A 26,037-nucleotide genomic window follows, 5' to 3' on the forward strand; every position below is an offset into this window, starting at 1 on the left:
CCCAACAAAAAAATTACCTTCCCATCAGTTTAGAGATTTTTGGAACTGATTGCGATCGGTGAAAAGGAAGATTCTCGGACTTAATATTTATCGCCAACGTTCAATTAAATAATCGCCCACGCGCAGAGCATTGGCAATAATCGTCAAAGCTGGGTTAACGCTGGCATTCGAGGGGAAAAAACTGCCATCAACCACATAGAGATTATCGACATCATGGGTACGGCAGTTGGGGTCTAAAACTGAAGTAGCGGGATCTTCGCCAAAGCGACAAGTTCCACATTGATTTGCCATCACCTGAATCGGAATTTCTCCTCGTGGATGCAGGAATCCCCGTTGAAAACCATCCAGTTCTTTTTCAATACTTTTCAACACTTCGATCCAGCGATAAATTAAGCGATCGTGCGCCTCGATGTTGTTGGGAGTATAATCAACAAATAGTTTTCCCCCTTCAAACCGCACTCGGTTATTGGGATCGGGCAAATCTTCTGTTTGTGCCCACCAACCGATCGAATGAGTTGCCAACTGCTTTAACCCAAATCCCGGCATAAACTTTGCCAGTAGCGAAAACATTGGCGGTGCTTCCGCAAAAATCACATCGGTAAGCAGTCCCCCAGAGTTTTGAATATGTCCCATTGGATAAGGGAAATCCCCATCGCCCCAGTAAAAATCATTGACACAAACCGTCTTTGGAAAAGCACCAGAGTTGGGTTTAGTGCTCAGTTGCACCACCACAGTCATTAAACTTTTCATCAAGTTGCGCCCAACTAAACCGGAACTGTTAGCTAAACCGTTGGGATGGCGATCGCTCGCCGAACGCAACAGTAACGCCGCCGAGTTCACCGCACCACAAGCCAACACCACAATATCCCCTAGAAACAGGTAAGATTGTCCAGCGATCTCAGCTTGCACCCCTTTCACCACCCGACCTGATGGATTGATGTGCAGACGAACCACTTTCGCCCCAGTTTTCAGGGTAACATTGGGATGTGTTATGGCTGGGATAATGCCGCTAACCTCAGAATCGTTCGTCGGATCGTCCTCTTGGCGCGTCAAACCTAAAGGCAACCGAGAGGGGTGAAGACCAAGCTTACCAATAGCTTCATAGATTTCAGCAACTTGGGACTCTTGCGCCACTGGTGGAAAAGGATAATCTGTACTGCGGGGGGGTTCTGTGCGATCGACATTTGCCTGACCATGAACTTTGTAAAGTGTTTCCGCTTCCGTATAATAGGGTTCAAAATCTGCGTATTTCAAACACCATTCTGGGGAGACACCAGCTTGATGCTTGACCGTTTCAAAATCCCGTTCCCGGAATCGCAGCAAAGCCGCCCCATAAATTTTAGTATTACCACCAACTGCATAATTCATCTGCGGTGAAAACGGTTCTCCCGCACTGTCATACCACTGTTCCGGTGCATGATAGCGTTCCCGCTTAAAAATATCCACATTACTGCGATTCTGCTCCTCTAAGGGCATAAAATCGCCCCGTTCCAAAATCAAGATTTTCTTCCCCGTAGCAGCCAACTTATAGGCGAGAGTTCCTCCACCTGCACCTGTACCAACAATAATCAGATCGTAGGATTGGTCATCAATAATCATAAAACCTCATGTTCGTTTTGGAACTGACAGGAATCGCATCAGAATCGACGGCAAAGTTTATTTAAGAGAAGAAGATTTTCTGATCGGGAAAACCTGAGTTTTTAGGACTACTGCCAGATGTAAATTAAAATGAACAAAATAATCCAAATCACATCGACAAAGTGCCAGAAGAGTGAGGTAGCAGCAACACCAAATTCGCCTTTATCGTAGTTGCCTGGAATGAACGATCGCCCCAACATAATCGACTGTAACAACACTCCCGTCATTACGTGCAAACCGTGAAATCCGGTGAGCAAATAAAACGTGCCGCCAAACACACCATCAGTAAAACCAAAAGGCAGATTGCTCCATTCCACCGCCTGACCATACAAGAAATAACTGCCCATTGCCATCGTCAGCAACCAGAATGCCCGGAAACCCCAGAGATTCTTAACGTGCAGAAAACGTTCAGCAATATAGATCACAAAACTGCTAGAAACCAGCACTACTGTATTAATAGCTGGTTCTTTGATTTCCAATCCCATGACACCAGAGGGAAGCCAATCTAAAGCGGTGGTTTTGTAAGCAATATAGCCAGCAAAAAAGCTCAAGAAAATTACACTTTCTGACAACAGAAACACAATGAAGCCGAACATACTATTACCCGCTTCATCGTGAGTATGTTCTACTGTTCCATGCAGCCCAGAGGTATGGGTTGATTCAACATGAGAGTTGAGTGAAGGGTCGATTTTAGTTGGATTCATGACTCACCTCCAGCGCATCAGGGTTAGCAACTAACGGTTCATTTTTGCCGTAGCCGTAGGGTTCAGAGATGACGATCGGCAACTCTTCAAAGTTTTCTGCTGTAGGGGGAGAAGAGAGTAACCATTCCAGTCCGATCGCTCGCCAAGGATTCTGCGGTGCTTTTTCGCCCTGTACCCAAGAGCCAATCATATTCAAAATAAACGGCAAAGTAGACATACCCAACAAAAACGCGCCTAAGCTGGCAACCACATTCCAGAAAGCAAACTCAGGATCGTAGGAGGCGACGCGACGGGGCATTCCTTGCAATCCTAAAGGGTGCATGGGAAAGAAGTTAAGATTAGTACCCAGAAAAGTTAGGGCAAAGTGCAGCTTACCCAAACCTTCAGAATACATTCGCCCGGTCATTTTGGGAAACCAGTGGTACAACGCCGCATACATTCCCATCACTACCGCACCGTAGATGACGTAGTGGAAGTGTCCGACGACAAAGTAGGTGTTGTTGACATGAATATCGATCGGCACCGATGCCAACATAATCCCGGTGATCCCCGCAAACACAAACATCACCAAACCACCCAAAGCAAACAGCATGGGAGTATTCAACCGCAACTTACCGCCCCAAACCGTTGCCACCCAAGCAAAAACCTTAATTCCAGTCGGAACGGAAATCAACATCGTAGTTGCCATAAACACCATCCGCATCCAACCTGGTGTACCGCTGGCAAACATATGGTGAACCCAGACAATACCGCTCAACCCCGTGATAATTAGTGATGAGATGGCAACTACTTTGTAGCCAAACAGTGGCTTACGAGCATAGACGGGGAAAATTTCTGAGAAAATGCCAAAAATTGGCAAAATAATCACATAAACTGCTGGGTGAGAATAAAACCAGAAGAAGTGCTGGAACAGAATCGGATCGCCACCCTTGGCTGGGTCAAAAAAGCTAGTACCAACGGTAAGATCGAGCAATAACATTACTGCCCCTGCCGTTAACGCAGGTAAGCCAAACAGTTGAATGATTTGGGCTGCCAACACTGTCCACACAAACACGGGCATCCGAAACCAGGTCATTCCGGGCGATCGCATTCGCACAATGGTAGTCACAAAGTTAACTGCCCCCATGATCGAAGACACGCCAGAGATTGCCACTGCCAGCAACCACAACATCTGTCCGTTAATCAAGTTGCCCGTAGGATTTTGCAAACTCACGGGAGGATAAGCCCACCAACCGGACTGAGAAGGGCCTCCGGGGACAAAGAAACTTGCCATCAGAATCACCCCAAACACGGGCACCATCCAAAATGCGGCTGCATTCAAGCGGGGAAATGCCATATCTTTTGCCCCAATCATCAAGGGTACGAGATAGTTGGATAGCCCGACTAGGGAAGGGAATGTCCAGAGAAACAGCATGACTGTGCCGTGCATGGTGAACATGGCATTGTAAACGGCGCGATCGAGCAAATCAGCTTCCGGGGTAATCAGTTCGCCGCGAATAATCATGGCGAAAATGCCGCCAATCAAAAAGAAAAAGAACGATGTCACCAAATACTGAATGCCAATCACCTTATGATCGGTGCTGAAACTGAAAAATCGCTTCCAGTTATCAGGCGCACCAGGAAGTGGTTGTTCAATCTGAGTAATTGTTTCAACCGAAAGATTTGTCATGGTTTACAAGCTTTGACCGCTAGGGGGATTTGTGGAACGATTGGCTGGAGCATTGACCATCGGGGGAGGCGCAGGTTCAACCGTTTTCCAGCCTGTGCTGATGGGATTATGGGCTCGGTTATATTCATCAAAAGCCCGGTTATAGGCCACGATAGGCGGACTTGCGGCTGCGTCGATGAGCCACTGTTGATAAGCTTGCTCAGACTCTACTACTACATCGGTTTGCATGGCGGCAAAATAAGTGCCGCTGTACTGAGAATCGCGCAACCGATATCGTCCTTCCCGAATTGGTGTAAATTCAAAATCAATGACTCGACCGGGGATGATGTCTTGTTTGACGCGAAAGGCTGGCACATAAAAGCCGTGCAGCACATCTTCCGATCGCAATACCAGTTTCACCCGCTGGTTGCTGGGTAAATGCAATTCGGTACTGGTAATGTTTTGCTCTGGATAGTAAAACTCCCACACCCATTGACGGGCATGGACTTCAATCGGATGGGTTTTCATTTCTTTTGTATCTAAGGTTGCCGCTTCTGCGGTTGCCATACCCATAGTTTTTACATGGACATGATCCATCGGCCCCAAGATTGACATCTGATCGTAGATGTGGTAGCTGTAGCCAGCAATCCAGACTGCTAGCACAAAGGGAATCACCGTCCAAACGACTTCCAGCGTCAGATTGCCTTCAATATGGGGGCCATCGCTGGTGTCGTATTTACCCGCCTGTTGAAACAGCACTGAGTAAGTCAGCGTCCCCACAACTCCCAGAAAAATGAATGTTCCCAGCGTTACCAGAAAGCTGAATAATCGATCGATCAACTCAGCTTCTACAGAGGCTTGCGGGGGCAACCAGGTATAGGCTTGTTGTCCCATCCACAGGCTGATCAGGGCAAGGGCGATCGCAATTGTTCCTAAAATTAAAATTGTGCGAATTTTCATGCGTCCCCTCATTTCAATAGCAAATTCGGATTCTCGCCCAGCCGCAGCAGGCGATCGGCACTGATATGCACGCCAAACTCTGCTGCTAGTTGTGCTCCCAGCGTTCCGTGAACAAACATCAAGGCGAAAATACCCAATCCTGCTAGTAAATAACTCCACTGCACCTGTTGTGCGCGATCTTTACGCCAGAGAAATCGCTGAAACCCTCGCCATATTGCCATTGCCACGATTAGCATTAGCAACACCACGCCCCCAACTCCATGCCAAAGCATGGTTTCCATTGCCTGTAAACCCCAGGCGCTTTTCACATCTGCGGTTGGTTCTGCCAACATTACTTCGTAGAAACCCGCTGCTACGGTGAAAAAGGTAATCACGGCAGCGGCTAGAATGTTGTACCAACCCACGTCGAAGAAATTCGATCGGGTGGCGGGAATAGCCAAAAATTTGAAGATGGGTTTTTCCAGGGGGAAGAGTGTGCCGACGATATCAAAGGCGATCGCTACAATGAACAATCCCAGTGTCAAATGCACTAAATTGGGATGAATCGGTAGAGAATAGGGCAAGCCGTTCGCACCTAATTGTCCTTTCAGTTGGTCGATTAAATCAGGACTCATTGCAATATCCCCTCCCGTGTTGCTTCTACCACTGGAACTGTATGCAGCCCATAAACCCAAACCAGTACATCCCCCAGATAAACTTGGAAAAATACCAGTCCGGTTAGGAGTAAGCCGACTCCTAAAAATGGGAGGGGCAAAGTTTTGGGATCGCGCGATCGCAACACATAGCGCCATGCCGTAACTGCGGCAATAATGCCCGATAATGACCATCCCAGTAATGTATGCAGATTCAAAGTTGACTCTGCTACTGAATATGGTTCAGCTAATCCCGCTTCAATTTGCCCAAAAATAATAGCAATGAAAATAGAAATTGTCGCAAAAAACAAATTCCACCAACTCACTTCATACAGTCGAGCATTGCGGGTAAAATAGCCAATCCCATCGCATAAAACTGCAAATAAAACCATTGCAATCACAAAATGCACCACAATGGGATGAATCGTATCGGGATAAGGCAAATTATGATCGTTGAGCGGGGGAAGATACTCCAGCATGATATTTCCACTAAGGAACTAACCCTCAAAATGAATCCAGAATAAATTACACTAAAGCAATAAAAAGGAGTCAGCTTGTAAGCTTGATAGCAGTTCTATAAAAGTTACGACGATCAGAATCGTCAGCATTAAAATCACAAAGAACTGCTCTGTTTCTATTTCTTCTAATTTCACTACAATCCTCCTGTCTTGATGTTTATAGTGAATTAATCACCCTCAAACTTTAATTTATTCATGTTGAGATAACCTGATTGAGAGATTGTAGGCTAACCAAATCAAAAAACTCCCCTTTTTATTCATAATCTTTATTCAGAAAACACTTTCTTGCCCTGTTGGATATTAAGGTGAAAATATCCCAGATCTAGGCTTGATTACAAGTTGCCCAACCAGCTTAATGCGAAAATAACTGCAAATCTATTACCTTATCTGTAAATTATGGAACAAATTATTGTTAATTATTGAGGTTATTAGGAATTTTTAAGATTTAAATCTTCGGATATAAGTTTGACGCTTTGTCTTACAAGAGTTTGACGAGTTGTCTATTGACAAATCCCGAAATATTGTGTGTATATCTGCTAATAAACAACTAACTAAATATTGAGATTCCATGCCTAAGTTTTTCCCCTGAAATTGGGTGTGGTCAAACTTTTATTGGTTAAGGATAAGACTTCAGAAGCTCCTGATGCAGAGAAATGTTATCCAGATGACCAAAGGATTTTGACCACAAACCCTAGAATTAATTGCACCCCTACTTTACTTTTTTCGGGGTGGTGGAGATTCTATGGGAAAAAATTCCCTAGTATCTGGTGAATATTCCCAAGCAATTCCTTCTGGATCTCTTCTGCGACTCCATTCGGTAAAACTGGGATCGTCTCTTCTTTTCATCACCGTGCTCGAATGTACACGCAACCGTCTGGCTAATTCCGATTGAATCAAGGATTGAAAAATCGGATGTTTTCTCGGAATTGCCTCCTGTGTGCTTAGGGATTCTGGAATATAATCTTCTTCGGTTTCTTCCTCCAAATAATCAGGGGTTTTCTCTGTAGTTTCCGGTTCAGGAATTGCCTTTAACAACAATTCTTTTGCCTGACTTAGGTATTTGGTGTCCTCACGATCGTCATCCGTATCACTCGCGTCAAATATTTTGCCGAGAGTGTTAGCGGTAATGAAGTAATACACCGCACCTTTGTCTTCATAAATGTGTTTTTGGGCAGCAAATTCCTCAGCCTTGGCATCTAAGAACCTTTGGGCCGATCTTCCCGAAAGATTTGCCTTCATGCTCAAGTCTAGTGCAGTTACACATCCTTGGTTTTCTAAGATTAACTGATGGAACACAGGGTTAAGTTGTCGGCTCAACCTTTGTAATTGATAGCGTTGCCAAATACTCCAAGCACTACTGAGCAAAACTAAGATCAGTAGTATGGGCCAAGCTTTAAATAGCAGTATGATGGCGAACGCTATGGGGATAATTAGAATCAGAACGCCTGTAGCGTTGTTGTCGATGTCTCTTTGGGCCATGTCCTTTTTTGCCAATACAACTTCATGGCAATTCCATAAACTCCTTGCAGAAGCCGGAGAAAAGGGGTTAACCAAAGAGGAGAAAGGGTGGGATTTCCTCCTTTGCCCTTTAACCTTTAACCTTTGCCCTTTGCCCGGGTTGAAATCAACTTTTGCAAGAGGTCTAACATTAATCTTGGCAAAAATTGGGATCTTTAATTTGCCTTATAGCAAATTGTCTTTGGCAATTTTTAATTTTTTTGCCGATCGCACCCCTTCACCTACTTTCAGTAGACCCGAAAAGCGATCTTTAAAGGCAGGGTGTAGCGGTTAGGGGTTAGGGTGTAGGGAAGAAGAACGAGGGGTTAGGATCGATATATATTCCCCCAACCCCCACACCTGGGCCACCTATCCCCCAGTTTTTCCCTACACCCCACACCCCACACCCAAATTCATCAGATAACTTTGCGATCTACTGACTTTTTCGGAGTATTCTTTATCATAAACCGCACCAAATAGCATATTTTTTTGCAAAAATTAACAAAACTAATTAATCGGTTAATCGTTAATTTTTTTACTTTCCCCGTACTGGGTCTTTTCGAGATAACTAAACAAAGCTGCGAGCACTGTGTTAGAAAACAAAAACCCTTCGGGATCAGTTAATTTTAACCTGCCAGTGGCAGGGAAGGGAAAGTTTCCCTTGGTGGTTTCTAATATTTCTATCCAACCTTTTTGCTGATAAGGTTGTAAGCAATGGCAAATTTTTTCTAAGGTTTCTCGACCAAACTTTTCGGCTAAAACTGCTATTTCTAAACCTTCAGCTAACCGCAATCCTAACATTAAGGTTTCTAATAAAATATCATGTTCGTCTAATTGGGGAGCATCTAAAATCCCACCGGAAGCGATAAAATTTTCTACCCATTTGTAGTATTGTTGGCGTTTTCTTGGGCGAGTAAAACGCTGACGGTTGAGGTAACTAGCGGCACCCATGCCAAAAGCGTAATAGGGGCGATTTTCCCAATAAACTCGATTATGACGGCATTGATGTCCGGGTTGGGCGTAGTTAGAAATTTCGTAATGTTCGTAACCGGAAAGGGTTAAGATTTGTTGGGTTAGACGGTACATTTGAGCGGTAGTTTCATCGGTGGGTAAGGGTTGAGAACCGGGTTGATAATAGCGCCCAAAAGCTGTACCATCTTCGATAATTAAATCATAAACGGAGATGTGAGTTGGTGCGATCGCCACAGCTTTTTCTAAACTTTCTTGCCATTGTGCGATCGTTTGTTTCGGCAACCCAGAAATTAAATCAATGCTCAATTCTGGCGGATTAATTTGGCGAATTAAATCAATTGCGGCGAAGATATCGGCGGTAGTATGCGATCGACCACAAACTTGTAATAACTCGTCCTGAAAAGCTTGCACGCCTAAACTAAACCGCGTAATCCCCGCATCTTTATATCCCTGAATTTGCGGTAAATCAAAAGTTCCGGGATCAATTTCTAAAGAAATTTCCGCATCAGTGGCAATCCCATATTTATTGGCTAAAGTTGTTAAAATTGTTTCGATTTGTTTGGGGGATAATAGCGAAGGAGTTCCCCCACCAAAGAAAACAGTTGTTAAGGGTTTTCCCTGGGTGGGAGTTGCGGCAATTTCTTGGCAGAGAATAGCAATGTACTGGACAATTGTGCCAGAGTTTTCGCCTCTTGTGCGATCGCCCAGCACCGAAATCGGAAAATCACAATAAAAACAGCGTCGCCGACAAAAAGGAATATGAATATAAGCAGAAGTCGGAATATTTAAATCTATGTTGTAATTGCTACTTTCTCTGGTGAAATTTCTGATCATTTGATTTTAGATTGAACTTACAGATAAATCTGAGAGATTGAACTGATGTGATTCCGGCAATACTTTAAAGTAGCCCCGCCGGAAATATTAATTCCCAACTTGCCAAAAAATGCCCAATTATGAACAAACCTTAATTTATTCGTAAATACTTGTAAATTAAATCAAATAAATTCTTAAAAATCCGGCTGAACTGTTGTGCGTGTACGGTATTCCTACCAGGAATCTACGAAATAACCAAAAACAAACCAAGGAGTATAATGGAACGATATAAATCTCAAAAGCTGAGATTTTTTTAATGGTTTCTTCATTCTTCCCGGATGGAAACTAAAACACAATCAGCCCAAAAAAATGCTTGACGCAATCATTATTATTTTATTCATCCTAGCAGCAGCTGGTATTGGGTTCGATAGCATTGACCTCTTGCCCAGCACGATGCTCAAACAAGTGACGAACATAGAAGGTTTACGATGGGTACTTGCCGGGTTTAGTGCCATTATCGGCGCTGCCATTGGCTTAAGTGTCCAAACTACCTATCGTCGCTTGGAAAGAAAAGTGCGAGAAATGCCTGTGGACGTGCTTTTAACTCGCGCCATTGGCTTAGTTTTGGGGTTGCTGGTAGCCAACTTGATGCTAGCACCAATTTTTCTACTACCCATTCCCACAGACTTTGGTTTTATTAAGCCAGTAGTTGCGGTTTTGGGTAGCGTGATGTTTGCCTTTACGGGCGTTAGTTTAGCAGACACTCACGGGCACAACTTCCTGCGGTTAATTAATCCTCATACAGCAGAAACTTTGCTGGTAGCAGAAGGCACCCTCAAACCTGCGGCAACAAAGGTTTTAGATACTAGTTGCATTATCGATGGTCGCATTGAAGAACTACTCGCTACTGGTTTTGTGGAAGGGCAAATTTTAGTGCCACAGTTTGTCCTGCGAGAATTACAACAAGTTGCTGATGCTTCTAACGACCAAAAAAGAGTCCGAGGTCGTCGCGGTTTGGAAATTCTGAACCGGATGAAAGAAGATTATCAGGAAAGAATTGTGATTCATTCTGCTGACTATGAAGATGTTCCTACGGTTGATGCTAAGTTAGTGCGTTTAGCGCAGGAAATTAATGGAACTTTATTAACTAATGATTACAACTTGAGTAAAGTTGCTACTCTGCAAAAAGTACCTGTGTTGAATATCAACGATTTAGCCCACGCTATTCGTCCTAGTTACTTACCGGGTGACAGCCTGGATTTGAAAATTCTTAAGGAGGGTAAGGAACCTAGTCAAGGTATCGGTTACTTAGATGATGGCACCTTAGTTGTAGTTGAGGAGGGTAGTAAATACGTGGGTAGTGAATTGCGAGTGATAGTAACTTCTGCTTTGCAAACTACTGCCGGAAGGATGATTTTTGCCCGTCCCCAGGCAGCTGAAGGTTTGAAGGTTTGATGTTGACAATCAAAACCCTCGCCCCCCGACCTGAAGTGCTATTGTACTTTAGCTTGGGGGAATTTTATTGCCAATTTAATTAATTATCGAAAAAAAGCATTACTGAGTGTAATATGTTTTGTTTATTCATCCAAAATATACAATTACAACCAGGTGAATTTGGGGATCACTTTTATAATGAAACCTTAACTTGAGAATTTAGATGAATCGTAGGTAAAATTTATACATTTTAGCGGAAAAATACAATGTCCGGTTAATTATCATCACGTTTGTAGTAGCGACTTTAGTCGTTTCTTTGGGCAATAAGGAGCCTGGTTGCAGTAGACAAAAACTGGCAGTTTTTGTAAAATCCGGCTAATTGTATTCTTGATATCAATTTTTCTTGACTGCTTGCAGTATAATTGTCATCTATGTTCAAGGAATTTAGTTAATCAGTTTTAACGAAAAAGTGGAAAAGTTAAGAGTAGCACAACTTTATTGGCAAAAGAAAGGGAGATAAAAAAATGTCTTGGTGGTTGGAGATTTTTACCAAGAATCCTAGTTGTATTTACTACTTTGGGCCTTTTGATAGTTTAAGGGAAGCGGAATTAGAGAAAGGCGGTTACATAGAAGATTTAAGACAGGAACAAGCAGAGGTAATTGATACAAGGATAAAATTTCTGAATCCTTTGCAATTAACGATCGACTTAGACGATCCTGAAAGGGAGAGAGAAATGAAGGTTCCGGCTTAGCTTCGGGGTTGGCATAATTTAGTGAGATTACTAGCTGAGAATTTTTTTAGTGGTGAACTCAGCTAGAATAATTTACTAACTTATATTTATAAAGATGTATTAGTTAATTAAACTAAGATAACATAAAATAAATTTTATTTATTGTTGAAGAATGCACGTACTGTCAATCCCTACTTGGATCATTCATGTTTCCAGCGTTATTGAGTGGATCGCTGCGATTTGGTTAATTTGGACTTATGGTGAAGTGACGAAGAACCGAGCGTGGTATGCTTTGTCTCTGGGGATGCTGCCAGCTTTAGTGAGTGCGATGTGTGCTTGCACTTGGCACTACTTCGATAACCCAAAGTCTCTGGAATGGTTGGTAACGCTGCAAGCTGCGATGACGGTACTGGGAAATTTTACTTTGTTACTCGCTGGTTGGTTGATTTGGCGAAGTGCTAAATCTGCTATGGTAAAAACACCTGGAAGTCAGGATCAAACGCCATCTTCTACTAACTTAGGACTATGATTTCTAAAGACACCCTGTTTATTGTGTCGCTATTTCCGTATTTGGGTTTCTTGTGGTTTATTACTCGTTCCCAACAAATGCCACGTTTAGGTTTAATTGGGTTTTACATGACCTTGGTGTTTGTCGGTGTTACCATTCCTGCGGGAATTTACGCAAAAATAGTTTATGGTGAATCTTTAGCAAATGTTGATTGGTTGCATGGTGGTGCTGAGTTTTTTTTAACACTGGCAAATATTTTGGTAGTGTTAGGCTTTAGACAGGGCATAATGGAACAGAAGCGATCGCAAAGAGAAAAAAGTTAACCAAGAAGATAGTATCAAGACAGAAAAACCTGCTAAATAGAACAAATTAAGCCTGCGGGTGCCTTGCCAATTATGATATGTTGCCTCAACCCCAATTGTAAACAGCCATTAAATCCTCCAGGTAGAAAGATCTGCCAAAACTGCGGTAGCAAACTAGAACCACTGCTAAGAAACCGTTACCGAGTGATTAAACCTATTGGACAGGGAGGGTTTGGCAAAACCTATCTCGCAGCGGATCAAGATATGTTAAATGCTAGCTGCGTGATTAAGCAATTTTCCGTACAATCGCAAGGGACGCAATCTCAAGAAAAAGCGATCGAACTTTTCAATAAAGAAGCATATAGACTGCATGAACTAGGAGTACATCCGCAAATTCCTACTCTGTTAGCTTACTTTGAACAAGATAAACGTCTGTATTTAGTACAACAATTTATTGAAGGACAAAATTTATATCAAGAATTGCTGCAACAGGGAATATTTAAAGAAGACAAAATTCGGGAAGTTTTACAAGATATTTTACCTGTATTAAAATTTGTTCACGAACGACAAGTAATTCACCGCGATATTACGCCAACTAACATTATTCGCCGCAAAAACGATGGAAAATTCGTGTTAATAGATTTTGGCATTGCTAAACAAATTACAGAAAGTACAGCCTCACAACCAGGAACTAAAATTGGTACAGAAGGTTATGCACCATTAGAACAATTGCGGAACGGACAAGTGTTTCCCGCTAGTGATATTTATAGTTTGGGTGCAACCTGTATTTACTTAATGACCCAAGTTAAGCCGGATAGCCTTTATAATCCTTTAAATGGTCAATGGATTTGGCGCGATTATTTACGTAAAAAAGGGTTAGATGTTAGCGATAACTTAGCCCAAATCTTAGATAAAATGCTCAAAGATTGGGTGAATGAACGTTATCAATCAGCCGATATAGTATTGCAAGATTTAAGTGTCGTGGGTTGGCAACCCGCTACTAGACAAAATCCTACACCTACCAAACCACCTACAGTTACTCCCCCGCCTGCGGTTTCCCGACAACCTGCACCTAATCCCAGTGTTTCTGGACGTTTAAATATTAGTAAAACTCCAGTTACTCCGGGAAGAAATACACGCCGTCCCATAACGCCTCCACCTGTTTCCCTGCAACCAAAAACCAGTTCTACACAGAGAATTTGGAGATGTGTGAATACCTTAACTGGGCATACTTCTTGGGTAATGGCGGTAGCTATTAGTCCTAATAAACAAGTGATTGCTAGCGGTGGTTTAGATGACCAAATTAAAGTTTGGAGTTCCCAAACAGGAGAACTTTTACAGAATTTATCAGGACATACAAAGGCAGTTAATTCTCTAACTATTAGTCCTGATGGATTAATTCTTGCTAGTGGTAGCGATGATGAAAAAATCAAACTTTGGAATTTACACAGCGCTACTTTAATGCAAACTTTAACCGAACATTCTAGAGATGTGAATGCACTGGCAATTTGCCCAGATGGACAAATTTTAGTTAGTGGTGGAGATGACAGAACTATCAAATTGTGGCGGCTAAAAAATGGCTTGCCAATCCGCACTTTGTTTGCTTCTGCGGGAATGATTAAGGCAATAGCAATTGATCCGAAAGGGGTATTAATTGCCACTGGCGGTTTAGATAACCAAATTAGACTTTGGAAGTTAGGGACAGGAGAATTAGTTAATACTCTCAATGGGCATTTTAATTCAGTTTATTCTGTAGCATTTAGTCCTGATGGACAAATGCTTGCTAGTGCGAGTAAGGACAAAACAGTTAAATTGTGGAATTTACAAAACGGAGAAGTAATTCGGACTTTTTCGGGACATTCTGGGTATGTAAATGCTGTGGCAATTAGTCCTGATGGTAAAACTGTAGTTAGCGCCAGTAGCGACAAAACTATTAAGATATGGCGCTTAGAAACAGGGGAATTACTGTTTACTTTGAATGAACACACAAGTGCGGTTAATGGTTTAGCAATGAGTGTTGATGGTCAATTACTTGTTAGCGCCAGTTCCGATAAAACCATCAAAATTTGGCAGGGATTTGGTTGATTAATTGGTCATTTGTCATTTGTCATTTGTCATTGGTCATTTTCAAAAGTTAATTGGGGAGTAGAGTCTAGCATTAAATTTGGCATTTTTGAGCCGAGAAACAGCATATTCGTAATCCTGTACCCAATATTCTTTACCAAAGCGCACAGCTTGACGCTGATTTTGATTCATAACAATTGCGATTACCGGAATTTTCGCGTCAGCGTCACCCCTACATTCTTGTAAATTTGCTCTGAGATTTTCGAGTAGTTGCTGTTCCTCTATTTGCTGCGGTGTTAGTTCCAAAACTACCATAACTTCTGGTTCGATTTCTGTTGTGGAAGTTTCTTCCAAACTCGCCAGTGTATCAGCTGGAACTAATTTTGCTTCATAAACAATTAACTGAAGTTGTTCTTTTTCTGTGTCTACTTTACCTTTGAAAATTAATGGCACATCTGTTACCAAATCAGCGTTAATTTTGTCATAAGTTTTGCTAAAAACAACTGCTTCATATTTGCCAGTTAAATCTTCTATTTGCAGAATTGCCATTGGATCACCTTTTTTTGTTACCACTCTTTTAATTTCGGTAATCATGACAATGACATGGACATTTTTTCCCCGGTTTTCTGCTAATTGATTAAGGGTAATGGGAGAAGGATTTAAGCTTAATTTAGGAGCTAATTTTTCAATGAATTTTAAGGGATGAGCAGAAACATAAAAGCCTAGCAATTCTTTTTCAAATTGTAGCTTTTCTTTGGGGGAAAAATCATTTATTTGTGGTGGTTTTGGTGCGGGACTTCTGACACTTCCTAAGTCAAACAAAGTTGGTTGTTCAGAAGCGTCTTTACTTTTTTGTGCCCAACTAACGACGAAAGGTAAATGTTCAATGAGTTGCTGACGGTTTTGATTCAAACAATCTAATGCGCCACATTTGATTAAAGCTTCTAAGGCGCGACTGTTGACGCTGTGTAGGTTTATGCGATCGCAAAAATCCGCCAAATCCTTAAACTCCCCTCCCTGTTTCCTCACTTCCAAAATATTTTTAATGGCATTTTCACCCACATTTTTTATTGCCGACAACCCAAACAAAATTTTTCCATCTGAAGGTGTAAAATTAAGATCGGAACGGTTAATATCTGGCCCTTCAACTTTAATGTTTAATTCCTGACAGTTAGCAATGTATTTTTGTACTTTATCTTGATCGCCGCTGTTAGCTGTTAGCAATGCAGCCATGTATTCGACTGTGAAATTTGCTTTTAAATAAGCGGTTTGGTAAGTGACGTAAGCGTAGGCAGTGGAATGGGATTTATTGAAACAGTACTCCGCGAACAAAACCATTTGATCGAATAGTTTTTCGGCTATTTTTTGCCTGACTCCATTCTTAGTTGCACCATCAATAAAAAGTTCTCTTTGCTTCTGCATTTCGTCAGCTTTCTTCTTACCCATACAGTTATGAGCAATAAAATCATTAGCGATAAAGTTATGCGTTTCAGGAATTGTCAGATCGAAAACTTCTTCTTTTCCTACATATTTAATCGAAATAATTTCATCCCAGAAGACTTCCGAATTTGCGATCGCCATTAACTCAGAATGCTGGAAAGCTAAAGCAAAATTACCAACTCGATGTCTAGATAAGTTGCGAGTAGGAGTGTTTTGAAAATTCAAGCCAGAAGACATTGTTCCCCTCAATGTTCCCGCAGCTTGATCAATTTCTGCCCAAGTCATACCACTAGCTTTTTTAGCATCTGCAATTAGTGTAATAACTTCCGCAGGAATTGTATGTTTAGATTGATTTTTGATCTTATCTTTGATTGCTAAATAACAAGCTTGTGCTTGCAACTGTTTATAGCTACTTAAAAATGGCTGAATTAGTTCGTAGAACTTCAACATATCCTCACGTCCTGTAATTTGCGCCCGATAGGAAATGTGAGGTTTGCCTTGGTAAGTAATTGTTTTGACATCAAATAAAGCAACAATACCCAACCTTAAGAGTAAATGTTGGATTTGTTTAATCAAAACTGGAGAAGTTGAAGTATAGTCTGTATGTCCAATTTTAGTGTCAAAACTACCATCTGTTGACCATAAAGTACCCAAGAAAAGTTTAATTTGATTCTTTGATAACGAGAAAACCCAACTAGGAATTTCTTTATCTCTAGAATGAGCACGTTTTAGGTGTTTATCTACCCAGTGATTGAAAGCAGAAATAAAACCAATTCGAGCATAATTTACTGACTTGCGTCCAGGATGTAACTGAATATCAACTGGTGCTGATGAACCAAATAATGTTTCTGCACAATGATTAAAATCGGCGATTATTTCGGGATCGCTGTTACAGAAATAGCTACAACTAGGGCTTTTAGTAGAAAGATGTCCATCACCAATTAAATAAGCAGTCAGTTTAATTTGTGAATCTGAAATTTCACTGCTATGAGTGATAGGTAATGTTTTGGCTAAACCAATGCGATCGCCAATTTTAAATGCTTTTAAAGGCTTCCATCCCAACAATGTATAGAATAAATGATCGTTTGTTGCTTTAATAGTCCGATTAGTTTTAGTAGTAATTTCCCAAACATCTCGCACCCCATTAGGATGAATTTCTGTAATTGGTTGTTGAGTAATCTTTTGCGTTTCTAAATCCAAAGAAAATACTTTTCTTCCTAACCAATACTCAGGCTTTTTAGCAATTTCACTTAATGTAACCAACCTACCTGTAGCTGCATCAATTACTTCAGTTGAACCACTCAAACAACGACGCAAAATATCAGCTTGACCTAAAGTATAATTAGCCAAATCTTGAGCAATTTTCATGATTTGCTCTTGATAAACTAAAATGCCATAGGTTTCATTTAGAATGGGTTCTAAGTTATTATCTTCGTATTGAATTTCTTCTCTGCCGTGTTTGCGATCGATAAACTTAGGAATCAACCCCGCATCTAAAGGCCCCGGTCGATATAACGCTAAAATTGAAGAAATATCTTCAATACTCGAAGGTTTTAACTTTTGCACCACATCAAGCATTCCCGAAGATTCTAATTGAAAAACCCCTTCTAAATGCCCTTTTTCTAAAACTTTATAGGTTTTTTCTACCTCTTGCGGTCGTTTTTTCAACTCACCTTTGCCTAAAATTTTAAACGCCTTTCTTTCCTCAAAAGTAATATCATCAGGATTAACTGCAAAGCCACGATTTTTCTTAATTAAATCCAAAGTATTTTGAATAATCGTGAGGTTTTTCAACCCCAAAAAGTCCATTTTTAACAAACCCAGCGATTCCAAATCTTCCATGAAATACTGAGTAATTACAGAACCGTCATTATTCTTTTGTAATGGTACAACTTCATCCAAAGGTTGAGCCGAAATTACCACACCCGCCGCGTGAACACCAAAGGTTTTGTTAGTACCTTCAATCCGCATTGCCATATCAATCCAACGCCGGACATTTTCATCATTATCATATTTTTCTTTAAACTCTTTGGCAGGAGTGTCATCAGAAATCATCACCTTTAACTTAGTTGGTTTTCCCCTGACTACCGGAATTAATTTCGCCATTTCATCGGCTTCTTTATAGGGAATATCCAACACTCTCGCCACATCTTTTAACACTGCTTTAGAAGTCAAACGGTTAAAAGTAATGATTTGCGCTACCCTTTCTTTACCGTATTTTTCGGTAACATATTCAATAACTTCTTGCCTTCTTTCAATACAAAAATCAGTATCAATATCTGGCATTGATTTCCGTTCAGGATTTAAGAAACGTTCAAATAAAAGCCCATGATGTACCGGATCAATATTCGTAATTTTTAAAGCATAAGCAACCAAAGAACCAGCCGCAGAACCTCTTCCTGGCCCAACTGGGATGCCTTTATCTCTAGCAAATCTGATGTAATCTCCCACAACTAAAAAGTAAGTGGAAAATCCCATCTTTTCAATCATTTTTAATTCATATTCCAGCCGTTCTTTATATGCTGATTCGATGTCATTATAACTACGATTATTGCATCTTTCTTGCAATCCTTCTCTAGCAAGTTGTTCTAAATAAGTGCTAGGTGTATGATCGGGAGGAACTGGATAATCAGGTAATCTTGGTTCGTTGAAAATCTCGTATTTTTTAACTTTATCTGCTACTTCTAAAGTGTTCTTAATTGCATCTTTAATTACTTCCTCTGGCAAATGATCCCGGAACAATTCCGCCATTTCTTTAGGGGATTTTAAATATTCTGTCCCGCTATAGCGCATTCTTTGTTCTTCAATTAATTTCTGTCCTGTATTAATACATAATAAAGCGTCGTGTGCATCTACATCGGAACAATCCGTAAAGTGGGAATCATTAGTTGCGACAACTTTTATGCCTAGTTCTTGGGCAATTTTAACGACTTCAACATTAACAATTCTGTCTTCTAAATAACCGTGATCTTGAATTTCTAAATAATAGTCATCTTTAAATATATCTTGATACCATTTAGCACATTCTCTGGCTTCTTTCAATTTATTTTGTAAAATCAGTTGCGGAACTTGACCTGCGCGACAACCGCTAGTTACAATTAAGCCTTCGTGATATTTTTCTAATAATTCTCTGTTAATACAAGGACGGGAAAAAATACCTTTTCCTTGAACACCTTGCAGGTGAGAAATAGTGGTTAATTTAACTAAGTTTTTGTAGCCTTGGGTGTCTTTAGCTAACACAATTTGGTGATATTTACGGCGACGTTTTTCTTGTTTTTCGATCTCGCCTTCTACCACGTACATTTCGTTACCGACGATCGGCTTTACATTCTTATTTCGGCAAACTTTAATTAATTCGATCGCACCATACATTACACCATGATCGGTAAGTGCGATCGCAGACATTCCTAATTCGATAACGCGATCGATCAGTTCAGGAATTTGACTTGCGCCATCAAGTAAACTGTAATCGCTGTGTGTGTGTAAACCAACAAAAGACATATTTTTCGTCCTTAGTCATTTGTCATTAGTTTTGGGTAGGGGCGAAGCATTCGGGCGACAATTTATCGGTTCAAACCCTAGATTTTCTGTCCGAATGCTTCGCCCCTACTAGTTAATCCAAATTCGGCTTTCTCTCATTCCAAGTAGTTGCTTGTTCGTAAGCATAAGCCACTTGCAAAAGTAATTCTTCTTGCAATACTCTACCGATTAATTGCATTCCAATTGGTAAACCTTGTTCATCAAAACCGCAAGGAATACTCACCCCAGGTAAACCAGCCAAATTAACTGGAATTGTCATCAAGTCAGTTAAGTACATACTCAAAGGATCGGCGGTTTTATCACCTACTTTAAATGCCGTTGTTGGCGCAGTCGGAGAAACTAAAATATCCACCTTTTCAAAAGCACTATCGAAGTCTTTTTTAATCAAAGTGCGGACTTTTTGTGCCTTCAAATAATAGGCATCATAGTAACCTGCTGACAAAGCATAAGTTCCTAACATAATCCGCCGCTTTACTTCTAACCCAAATCCAGCAGCGCGAGTCTTAGTATACATAGATAAAAGATTACTAGCCTCTTCATCGCGTATACCATATTTCACTCCATCGTAACGGGCTAAATTTGCCGAAGCTTCCGAAGGAGCAATGATGTAATATGCTGGTAAACCATAAGAGAAACGGGGACAAGAAATTACATGAATTTCTGCACCTAATTCTTGCAAAACTTCGATCGCTTTAGTCACAGCTTTCTCGACAACTGGATCTAAACCCCGACCAAAAGTTTCCGAAATTACGCCAACTCTCAGAACTCCCCTAGTTTTGAAATTCGGTTTCAAAGATTTAGCATAATTAGGGATTTTCACATTTAAACTAGTCGAATCTTTGGGATCGTAACCTGCGATCGCACCGAGTAAAATTGCTATATCTTCTACCGATCGACCAAAAGGCCCAATTTGATCCAAAGAAGAACCATAAGCCACCAAACCGAAGCGGGAAACCAAACCATAAGTCGGCTTCATCCCCACAATACCGCAGAAAGACGCAGGCAACCGAATCGATCCCCCCGTATCCGAGCCCAAAGATACCACAGCTTCATCAGCCGCCACAGCCGCAGCTGAACCCCCCGAAGATCCACCGGGAACCCTTTCCAAATCCCAAGGATTAGCTGTAACCTGATAAGCCGAAGTTTCCGTAGAACTACCCATTGCGAACTCATCCATGTTCGCCTTACCCACCATCACCGCCCCAGCTTCCGCCAACTTTTGAGTTACCGTTGACTCGTAGGGAGGGACAAAACCTTGCAAAATTTTTGAGCCGCAAGTTGTGGGAATTCCTTTAGTACACATATTGTCCTTAATGGCAATAGGAATTCCTGCCAGCAGCCCAATTTCTTCACCAGCGGCAATTTTTGCATCTACCGCCTTTGCCTGTTCTAAAGCCTTATCTGCTGTGACGCACAAAAAACTACGCACTTTCGGTTCTACCGCCTCGATGCGTTCCAAAGCTTCCTTAGTTATTTCTACAGCAGAACGTTCTTTGGTGATGAGTTGTTGGTGCAACTCGCGGATGGATGCCATGCAGCGACCTCTTTTTATCTTACTTGCCCAGATCTATAAGTATATGTTTCCTCACCCATTGAAAATTACCTCGATCGTCACTGATGGTAATTCCCCAAAACATAGACTGGGCAGATGAACACGCTATTCTAACGTTTAAATATCCACTTTTACGTAATTAAATGTAAAGTTTTATATCTGTCTGTGCCAAGCTGGACTAATTTGGGAATACCTAATAGGTAGTCATTTTCCTGTAGCTGCCTTGTGTAGCTGAAACAAATATGAAACTATCAATACTGACTAAAGTTTTGACTGCCGGAGTTGTTACTCTTGGCGCATTTGGGACATTTAACCAACCGAGTCAGGCACAAAACTCTGCCGCAAGGGGTTTTTATTGCGACACATCTAGCGGCGTACCCGTCACAGTTTACCAAAATGCCCAAGGTGCCAGCGAACCTTGGATTCGTTGGGTTTCCAATAGTTTCAGAAGTGCCGGATATGACCCTTTAACTCGCTGTCAAGAAGTTAGTGCCCGTTTGGAAAACTATCGCCAGAACAAACAGTTGAGATATATCACCGTTGGGATGATGAATCGGCAAAGGGTTGTTTGCACTGCCAGTGTGATTAATGGTCGTTGCGAGAATTTGATTTTTACTCTGAAACCTAATCAAGATGCAGTTCGGACGCTGAATAATCTTTTAGCATGGCGCGAAGGTCAAGCGGGTGTGTCTTCTCTGAATGAAAGTGGCAATGTCCCTTATATTGATGTGAGTGGACGTTTGGGAGAAGGCGGCAATAGTAGTGCGCCATCAACCCCGAATGCGCCAACGAACGTGCAACCAGCGCCTCAAACTGGTTCACCGAGGGAGTTGTAAAGTGATTTCCGGTATAAAACTGGTACTGGTACGTTGTTGCGCTTTAGCGCTAAAGCTGGTACGTTGTTGCGCTTTAGCGCTAAAGCTCAATTACGTACTTGTAGGAATTTTAAGCACTGAAGTGCTTACTACAAACTTGGCTTCTGCATTTCCAGTTAATTTGGCAGATGAAGAAACTCAGGTTGTTAATGTTCGTCGCTTGGCACAATTAACTACTGTTCGCATCCTTTCTGGTAATGCTTCTGGTTCTGGGGTAATTGTTAAGCGACAAGGGCAAGTTTATACGCTTTTAACTAGTTGGCACGTTGTAGCTTTTGGCAGCAAATACACAGTTATTACTCCCGATAATCGTCGTTATTCTCCTATTTTTCCGCCGAAACAACTGGGTAATCAAGACTTAGCTGTTATTCAATTTCGCAGCATGGCTAATTATGCAGTTGCAGCTATTAGCCAAGCACCTGCAATGGTGGGAGAAAAGGTTTTTGCGGCTGGTTTTCCCATGTATCAACCAGGAACTATCAATACGACGTTCGATCGAGGTATTCAAATCTTTAAATTTACCTCTGGAGAAGTGTCTTTGTTGTTGCCGAAATCTTTGTCTCAAGGTTATCGATTGGGCTACACAAATGATATTGCCATTGGGATGAGTGGGGGGCCAATTTTTAATGCCAATGGTTTGTTAATTGGGATTAATGGCAGGGTGAAAAACCGCGATCCAGATTTTGGCGTTTATGCCTTTGAAGATGGCAGCGAACCTTCACCTGCAATGTTACAGCAAATCATGAATTCGAGTTGGGGAATTCCCATTAATAAGTACGTAGTTGCGCTTTAGTGCTAAAGATTTGGCGCTGAAGCGCAACTACGTACCTGTATTTTTTAGGAGTTTGTTATGAGTTTAGGTTTTTCTCGGTTTAATTATGTTCCCGGAATTTTGGCAGGTACAGCTGTTGTTGCTGCGATCGTAATTAGCCAACCTGCTATGGCGAAAACGGCTAAAGATGTGGCGAAAATTGCTGTTCCTACAACGGTGAGAATTGACAATCCGCTGAGTAATGACTTGGGTGGTTCTGGGGTAATTATTGCTAAAAATGGCAATACATATACAGTTTTGACCGCTAATCATGTGGTACAAAATCCCAATTTGGAATACCAGATTTACACCAGTAAAGGCAAAACTTATACGGCAAAATCTGTGGTTAATTTGGCGAAAAATCCCAACGATCCCGATTTAGCAATTGTGACTTTTGAAAGTCCTGAACAACAAGCTATTGCGGCAATTAGTAATTCCGATGATGCGGGAATTGGATCGGGAATTTATATTGCTGGTTATCCGCAGTCAATTGAAGCTGGTGGACAAAGGGAATTTGAATTTACTGCTGGACAAGTTAGCAGTCGTCCTAGTAGTCGTCCCCAAGGTTATACGATCCGTTACGATGCTTTGACTCGCCGGGGAATGAGTGGTGGCCCTGTTTTTGATGTGAATGGACGAGTAATTGGAATTCATGGACAAGGCGATCGCACTGGTGCTGTACAAACAGAATCAGGTGGACAAGAAGAGATTAAAACCGGATTTAATGCGGCAGTTCCGATTAATACTTTTGTCGCTTTAATGCCTGAAGCTGGGATGAATTCTTCTAGTATCACTAGGGATAATAAACCAGCTGATAATGTCGCCGCAACTCAACCTTCCCGCGAAGAAGTTAAGGGTTGGTATAACAATTTTGCCCTTAATGTTGGCATTGGAATTATTCAGCGAGTTATCCCAGTGAGAATTCCTGGTTTGCCGTTTTAGGAGGTAATTGCAAAAAACTCTTGGATGATTTGCGATCGATTACACATATTGTAGAGACGTTGTATACAACGTCTCTACAAGGTTGGCAGAGGCGGGTTTTGTTGTGAGGTTATCTGTAACAAACAAAGAATTTTTGCTAAACCTGCCCCTAAAAATGGACTGAAAGCATTTTTGAGTTTTCTTGACGTTCAACAATTTTGAAACGAGGTAATTTATGCGTCGCATTCGTTTTTTAGTTCTGGGTTTGGTGAGTTTTGTTGCCGCTATTTTTGGTGCTTTACTCGTTCCTGGTTCTTGGGTAAATCGCGTTTTTTCCACTTTAGTTTGTGGGATTTTCAGTTTCAATTCAATGGTTTGTACAGCAAATTGGGGACAATCTTCTCAGCGAGTAGTAGCAGCAACTCCCCCTGCTGTAGAAAACACTATTTTTGATGGTTTTAGTAATTTGTTAGCACAACGAGATCCCAGTGAATTTGGAGATCCTCAACCAAGTACACCTTCCCCACAACAAAGTAATCCGCAAGCACCACCTTTTCCACAAGATCCGGGGCCAAATTTTCCGGTTCGTCCTGACTTTGACAGACCTGATTCGAGTCAACCTGATAACAAATCTTTAGATGGTATGTGGCTTTACAGCATTTATGAGTCTCCTTCTGAGCCTGAGCCAATTGCTATTTTCCCTATCAGATTAACAGGAAGTAACCCTTACTACCGACAATTGATCGAATCATTAGGAAATCAACCTAAATCAGATGTATCCGATGAATTGATAATTACTTGGGTAGGGACACAAAATTCTCCATCTGTGTGGGCAGTAATAGTTGATACTGAAAGTGGAAATGAAATTTATGTTTCAATGAATAAGCAAATGTCTTCTACATTGAGCTCCAGCCTTAAAAAAATACTGGTTATTGATACCAAAAGTAACAATCGCAAAACTATAATTGCAAGCAATAATCCAAGATACGAACAGTGGCTACGAGACAGTGGCAGAAAAGCAGAGCTTTTTAAATACCAACGTCAGAGGCAAAATCCCAAATTCTCTAACCATATCCAGAGGAATATTCCACAACCAGTACGTCAAACAATTAACAAACTAGGAACAAATATCCAAAAAGCTAGAAGCAGTCCAAAAGATTTAGTGACTATTGCCTATACTCTTGGTAAAGGAGCAGCAATTACCGAATGGGCAATACGAAATCCAGAAAAGTTTAAACAATGTATAAGTGATATTAAGTGTGCGCCAAGTTTAGATCCATCTCCTAGCCTATCAGATTTAGCTTTGTGGAAAGAATCTTTTGATCAATTTATGAGTCGATTTCAACAACCTCAACAACCTCCGCAACCTCAACAAACTGCACAAACTCCTGTAAATGATGTATTTTTTGTAGGTAATGTAACCTTTGACAAACTTTGCAATAAAAAGAAGCCAGAGGGCTATGCTTATAATGAATACCCACCTATTGACGATCCAACTAGAGGTGCTTGTACGGTGAGAAAGCGGGTTGGCTCAGGACTAACTCCTCCGCTTGAAATAAACTTTAACATGGCAGATGCAGTAACTTTTTGTAGAGAAACCCTATCTAAGCATCAAGATCCATTTCTTAGAGAAGTAGCTGGATCTGCATCTATTCAAGTTTCGCTGTTCCATTGGAACAAATATAAAGAAAAACACTGGGGATGTTTTGTTCCATGTACTGAAAATATCAGAAAAGAACGTGGGTGTCAGAAATTTAATCCAGCAAACGGGCCAGTTTCCAACTAAGTAAACAAGCATGAATCAACAAAACTACAGCAAAACACCCTAAATCGGCTCAAGCTATTTTCAATTATGCGATCGCACTACCAGCAAAAAATGCGATCGCTTTTTTCAGCTAAGTTTGGGAAATGCGATCGTTCTTTTTGTGTTCGTGGGAAAAGAAAGAGCGATTGGGTTGTTTTTGGTTATGCGATCGCACTAGCAGAAAAAAATGCAATCGCTTTTTCAGCTAAGTTTAGGAAAGGCGATCGCTCTTTTTTGTGTTGGTGGGAAAAGTCCGATTGGGTTGTTTTGGGTTATGCGATCGCACTACCAGCAAAAAATGCGATCGCTTTTTTCAGCTAAGTTTGGAAAAGGCGATCGCTCTTTTTTGTGCTGACGGGAAAAAGTGCGATTGGGTTGTTTTTGGTTATGCGATTGCACTACCAGTAAAAAATGCGTTCGCGTAGCGTGCCGTAGGCGTATCGCTTTTTTCGGCTAAGTTTAGGAAAGGCGATCGTTCTTTTTTGTGCTGATGGGAAAAGTGCGATTGGGTTGTTTTTGGTTATGCGATCGGACTATGTTTTGTTATTTATGCGATCGCCCTGATTAATATCATTAACTGAAATAGATGAACCATCAAATAATATAATTAATACATAGAGTATAAAAATCCCTAATGACTCGCTTTCCCCACGATCAATTTGCCAAAGAATAC

Annotated in this window: 20 protein-coding genes; 10 read left to right on the forward strand and 10 right to left on the reverse strand. The window is 41.3% G+C overall.

Going from position 1 to position 26,037, the window contains the following annotated elements:
- Positions 1-87: 87 nt before the first annotated feature.
- The 8 genes from ACE1CC_RS07390 to hemW form a co-directional block, all read right to left on the reverse strand.
- Entirely contained in the window at positions 88-1,599 is a 1,512-nt protein-coding gene (locus ACE1CC_RS07390; RefSeq protein ID WP_413269826.1) for a GMC oxidoreductase, read from the reverse strand.
- A 107-nt stretch (positions 1,600-1,706) separates the two neighbouring features.
- On the reverse strand, positions 1,707-2,342 hold the full coding sequence (locus tag ACE1CC_RS07395) for a cytochrome c oxidase subunit 3 (RefSeq protein WP_413269827.1): 636 nt from the start codon (positions 2,340-2,342) through the stop codon (positions 1,707-1,709).
- Positions 2,329-4,011, reverse strand: a complete 1,683-nt coding sequence (gene ctaD, locus ACE1CC_RS07400) for a cytochrome c oxidase subunit I (protein WP_413269828.1) — start codon at positions 4,009-4,011, stop codon at positions 2,329-2,331. The genes ACE1CC_RS07395 and ctaD overlap by 14 nt, the downstream gene beginning before the upstream one ends.
- 3 nt (positions 4,012-4,014) lie before the next feature.
- Entirely contained in the window at positions 4,015-4,950 is a 936-nt protein-coding gene (locus tag ACE1CC_RS07405) for a cytochrome c oxidase subunit II (RefSeq protein WP_413269829.1), read from the reverse strand.
- Positions 4,951-4,958: 8 nt separating this feature from the next.
- Positions 4,959-5,564 (reverse strand): DUF2231 domain-containing protein, encoded by a 606-nt coding sequence (locus ACE1CC_RS07410; protein WP_413269830.1) that lies wholly within the window; start codon positions 5,562-5,564, stop codon positions 4,959-4,961.
- Positions 5,561-6,061, reverse strand: coding sequence for a DUF2231 domain-containing protein (locus ACE1CC_RS07415; protein ID WP_413269831.1), 501 nt, complete (start codon positions 6,059-6,061; stop codon positions 5,561-5,563). Before ACE1CC_RS07415 ends, ACE1CC_RS07410 begins: the two co-directional genes overlap by 4 nt.
- A gap of 753 nt (positions 6,062-6,814) precedes the next feature.
- Complete coding sequence (locus ACE1CC_RS07420) at positions 6,815-7,579, reverse strand: hypothetical protein (protein ID WP_413269832.1); 765 nt, start codon at positions 7,577-7,579, stop codon at positions 6,815-6,817.
- Between the two features lie 537 nt (positions 7,580-8,116).
- Positions 8,117-9,403, reverse strand: coding sequence for a radical SAM family heme chaperone HemW (gene hemW, locus ACE1CC_RS07425; RefSeq protein ID WP_413269833.1), 1,287 nt, complete (start codon positions 9,401-9,403; stop codon positions 8,117-8,119).
- Between the two features lie 348 nt (positions 9,404-9,751).
- Here hemW and ACE1CC_RS07430 point away from each other — a divergent pair, with 348 nt between their 5' ends.
- From ACE1CC_RS07430 to ACE1CC_RS07450, 5 genes are all read left to right on the forward strand, one after another.
- A complete protein-coding gene (locus ACE1CC_RS07430) occupies positions 9,752-10,837 on the forward strand; it encodes a PIN/TRAM domain-containing protein (RefSeq protein ID WP_413269834.1) in 1,086 nt (361 codons plus the stop codon).
- A 503-nt stretch (positions 10,838-11,340) separates the two neighbouring features.
- Positions 11,341-11,568, forward strand: a complete 228-nt coding sequence (locus tag ACE1CC_RS07435) for a DUF1816 domain-containing protein (protein ID WP_413269835.1) — start codon at positions 11,341-11,343, stop codon at positions 11,566-11,568.
- A gap of 151 nt (positions 11,569-11,719) precedes the next feature.
- Positions 11,720-12,076, forward strand: a complete 357-nt coding sequence (locus tag ACE1CC_RS07440; protein ID WP_413269836.1) for a DUF2499 domain-containing protein — start codon at positions 11,720-11,722, stop codon at positions 12,074-12,076.
- Positions 12,073-12,378, forward strand: a complete 306-nt coding sequence (locus ACE1CC_RS07445; RefSeq protein WP_413262896.1) for a DUF3593 domain-containing protein — start codon at positions 12,073-12,075, stop codon at positions 12,376-12,378. The genes ACE1CC_RS07440 and ACE1CC_RS07445 overlap by 4 nt, the downstream gene beginning before the upstream one ends.
- 72 nt (positions 12,379-12,450) lie before the next feature.
- Positions 12,451-14,442 carry a protein kinase domain-containing protein gene (locus ACE1CC_RS07450; RefSeq protein ID WP_413269837.1) on the forward strand — a complete coding sequence of 664 codons (1,992 nt, stop codon included), beginning with the start codon at positions 12,451-12,453 and terminating at the stop codon, positions 14,440-14,442.
- 42 nt (positions 14,443-14,484) lie between these two features.
- On the opposite strand, the gene dnaE is transcribed toward ACE1CC_RS07450, so the two are convergent.
- Positions 14,485-19,362 carry a DNA polymerase III subunit alpha gene (dnaE, locus tag ACE1CC_RS07455; protein WP_413269838.1) on the reverse strand — a complete coding sequence of 1,626 codons (4,878 nt, stop codon included), beginning with the start codon at positions 19,360-19,362 and terminating at the stop codon, positions 14,485-14,487.
- 112 nt (positions 19,363-19,474) lie between these two features.
- Positions 19,475-20,935 (reverse strand): Asp-tRNA(Asn)/Glu-tRNA(Gln) amidotransferase subunit GatA, encoded by a 1,461-nt coding sequence (gatA, locus tag ACE1CC_RS07460; RefSeq protein WP_413269839.1) that lies wholly within the window; start codon positions 20,933-20,935, stop codon positions 19,475-19,477.
- Positions 20,936-21,195: 260 nt separating this feature from the next.
- Between gatA and ACE1CC_RS07465 the strand changes: the two genes are divergently transcribed.
- The 5 genes from ACE1CC_RS07465 to ACE1CC_RS07485 all read left to right on the forward strand — a co-directional run bounded on the left by ACE1CC_RS07465 (position 21,196) and on the right by ACE1CC_RS07485 (position 25,685).
- Positions 21,196-21,789, forward strand: coding sequence for a COP23 domain-containing protein (locus tag ACE1CC_RS07465; protein WP_413269840.1), 594 nt, complete (start codon positions 21,196-21,198; stop codon positions 21,787-21,789).
- Positions 21,790-21,910: 121 nt separating this feature from the next.
- A complete protein-coding gene (locus ACE1CC_RS07470; RefSeq protein ID WP_413269841.1) occupies positions 21,911-22,621 on the forward strand; it encodes a S1 family peptidase in 711 nt (236 codons plus the stop codon).
- Between the two features lie 57 nt (positions 22,622-22,678).
- Positions 22,679-23,581: a S1 family peptidase gene (locus ACE1CC_RS07475; RefSeq protein ID WP_413269842.1), complete on the forward strand. Its 903-nt coding sequence runs from the start codon at positions 22,679-22,681 to the stop codon at positions 23,579-23,581.
- A 214-nt stretch (positions 23,582-23,795) separates the two neighbouring features.
- Positions 23,796-25,346, forward strand: a complete 1,551-nt coding sequence (locus ACE1CC_RS07480; RefSeq protein WP_413269843.1) for a hypothetical protein — start codon at positions 23,796-23,798, stop codon at positions 25,344-25,346.
- Between the two features lie 66 nt (positions 25,347-25,412).
- Positions 25,413-25,685 carry a hypothetical protein gene (locus ACE1CC_RS07485; RefSeq protein WP_413269844.1) on the forward strand — a complete coding sequence of 91 codons (273 nt, stop codon included), beginning with the start codon at positions 25,413-25,415 and terminating at the stop codon, positions 25,683-25,685.
- Positions 25,686-26,037 lie beyond the last annotated feature (352 nt).

This window comes from Floridaenema aerugineum BLCC-F46, assembly GCF_041929345.1.
GTDB classification, from domain to species: Bacteria; Cyanobacteriota; Cyanobacteriia; order Cyanobacteriales; family Aerosakkonemataceae; genus Floridanema; species Floridanema aerugineum.

Excerpts from the sequence above, each read along its gene's own strand:
- ACE1CC_RS07390 (WP_413269826.1), bottom strand. The coding sequence starts at position 1,599 with ATGATTATTGATGACCAATCCTACGATCTGATTATTGTTGGTACAGGT.
- ACE1CC_RS07395 (WP_413269827.1), bottom strand. The coding sequence starts at position 2,342 with ATGAATCCAACTAAAATCGACCCTTCACTCAACTCTCATGTTGAATCA.
- ctaD (WP_413269828.1), bottom strand. The coding sequence starts at position 4,011 with ATGACAAATCTTTCGGTTGAAACAATTACTCAGATTGAACAACCACTT.
- ACE1CC_RS07405 (WP_413269829.1), bottom strand. The coding sequence starts at position 4,950 with ATGAAAATTCGCACAATTTTAATTTTAGGAACAATTGCGATCGCCCTT.
- ACE1CC_RS07410 (WP_413269830.1), bottom strand. The coding sequence starts at position 5,564 with ATGAGTCCTGATTTAATCGACCAACTGAAAGGACAATTAGGTGCGAAC.
- ACE1CC_RS07415 (WP_413269831.1), bottom strand. The coding sequence starts at position 6,061 with ATGCTGGAGTATCTTCCCCCGCTCAACGATCATAATTTGCCTTATCCC.
- ACE1CC_RS07420 (WP_413269832.1), bottom strand. The coding sequence starts at position 7,579 with ATGGCCCAAAGAGACATCGACAACAACGCTACAGGCGTTCTGATTCTA.
- hemW (WP_413269833.1), bottom strand. The coding sequence starts at position 9,403 with ATGATCAGAAATTTCACCAGAGAAAGTAGCAATTACAACATAGATTTA.
- ACE1CC_RS07430 (WP_413269834.1), top strand. The coding sequence starts at position 9,752 with ATGCTTGACGCAATCATTATTATTTTATTCATCCTAGCAGCAGCTGGT.
- ACE1CC_RS07435 (WP_413269835.1), top strand. The coding sequence starts at position 11,341 with ATGTCTTGGTGGTTGGAGATTTTTACCAAGAATCCTAGTTGTATTTAC.
- ACE1CC_RS07440 (WP_413269836.1), top strand. The coding sequence starts at position 11,720 with ATGCACGTACTGTCAATCCCTACTTGGATCATTCATGTTTCCAGCGTT.
- ACE1CC_RS07445 (WP_413262896.1), top strand. The coding sequence starts at position 12,073 with ATGATTTCTAAAGACACCCTGTTTATTGTGTCGCTATTTCCGTATTTG.
- ACE1CC_RS07450 (WP_413269837.1), top strand. The coding sequence starts at position 12,451 with ATGATATGTTGCCTCAACCCCAATTGTAAACAGCCATTAAATCCTCCA.
- dnaE (WP_413269838.1), bottom strand. The coding sequence starts at position 19,362 with ATGTCTTTTGTTGGTTTACACACACACAGCGATTACAGTTTACTTGAT.
- gatA (WP_413269839.1), bottom strand. The coding sequence starts at position 20,935 with ATGGCATCCATCCGCGAGTTGCACCAACAACTCATCACCAAAGAACGT.
- ACE1CC_RS07465 (WP_413269840.1), top strand. The coding sequence starts at position 21,196 with ATGAAACTATCAATACTGACTAAAGTTTTGACTGCCGGAGTTGTTACT.
- ACE1CC_RS07475 (WP_413269842.1), top strand. The coding sequence starts at position 22,679 with ATGAGTTTAGGTTTTTCTCGGTTTAATTATGTTCCCGGAATTTTGGCA.
- ACE1CC_RS07480 (WP_413269843.1), top strand. The coding sequence starts at position 23,796 with ATGCGTCGCATTCGTTTTTTAGTTCTGGGTTTGGTGAGTTTTGTTGCC.
- ACE1CC_RS07485 (WP_413269844.1), top strand. The coding sequence starts at position 25,413 with ATGCGATCGCACTACCAGCAAAAAATGCGATCGCTTTTTTCAGCTAAG.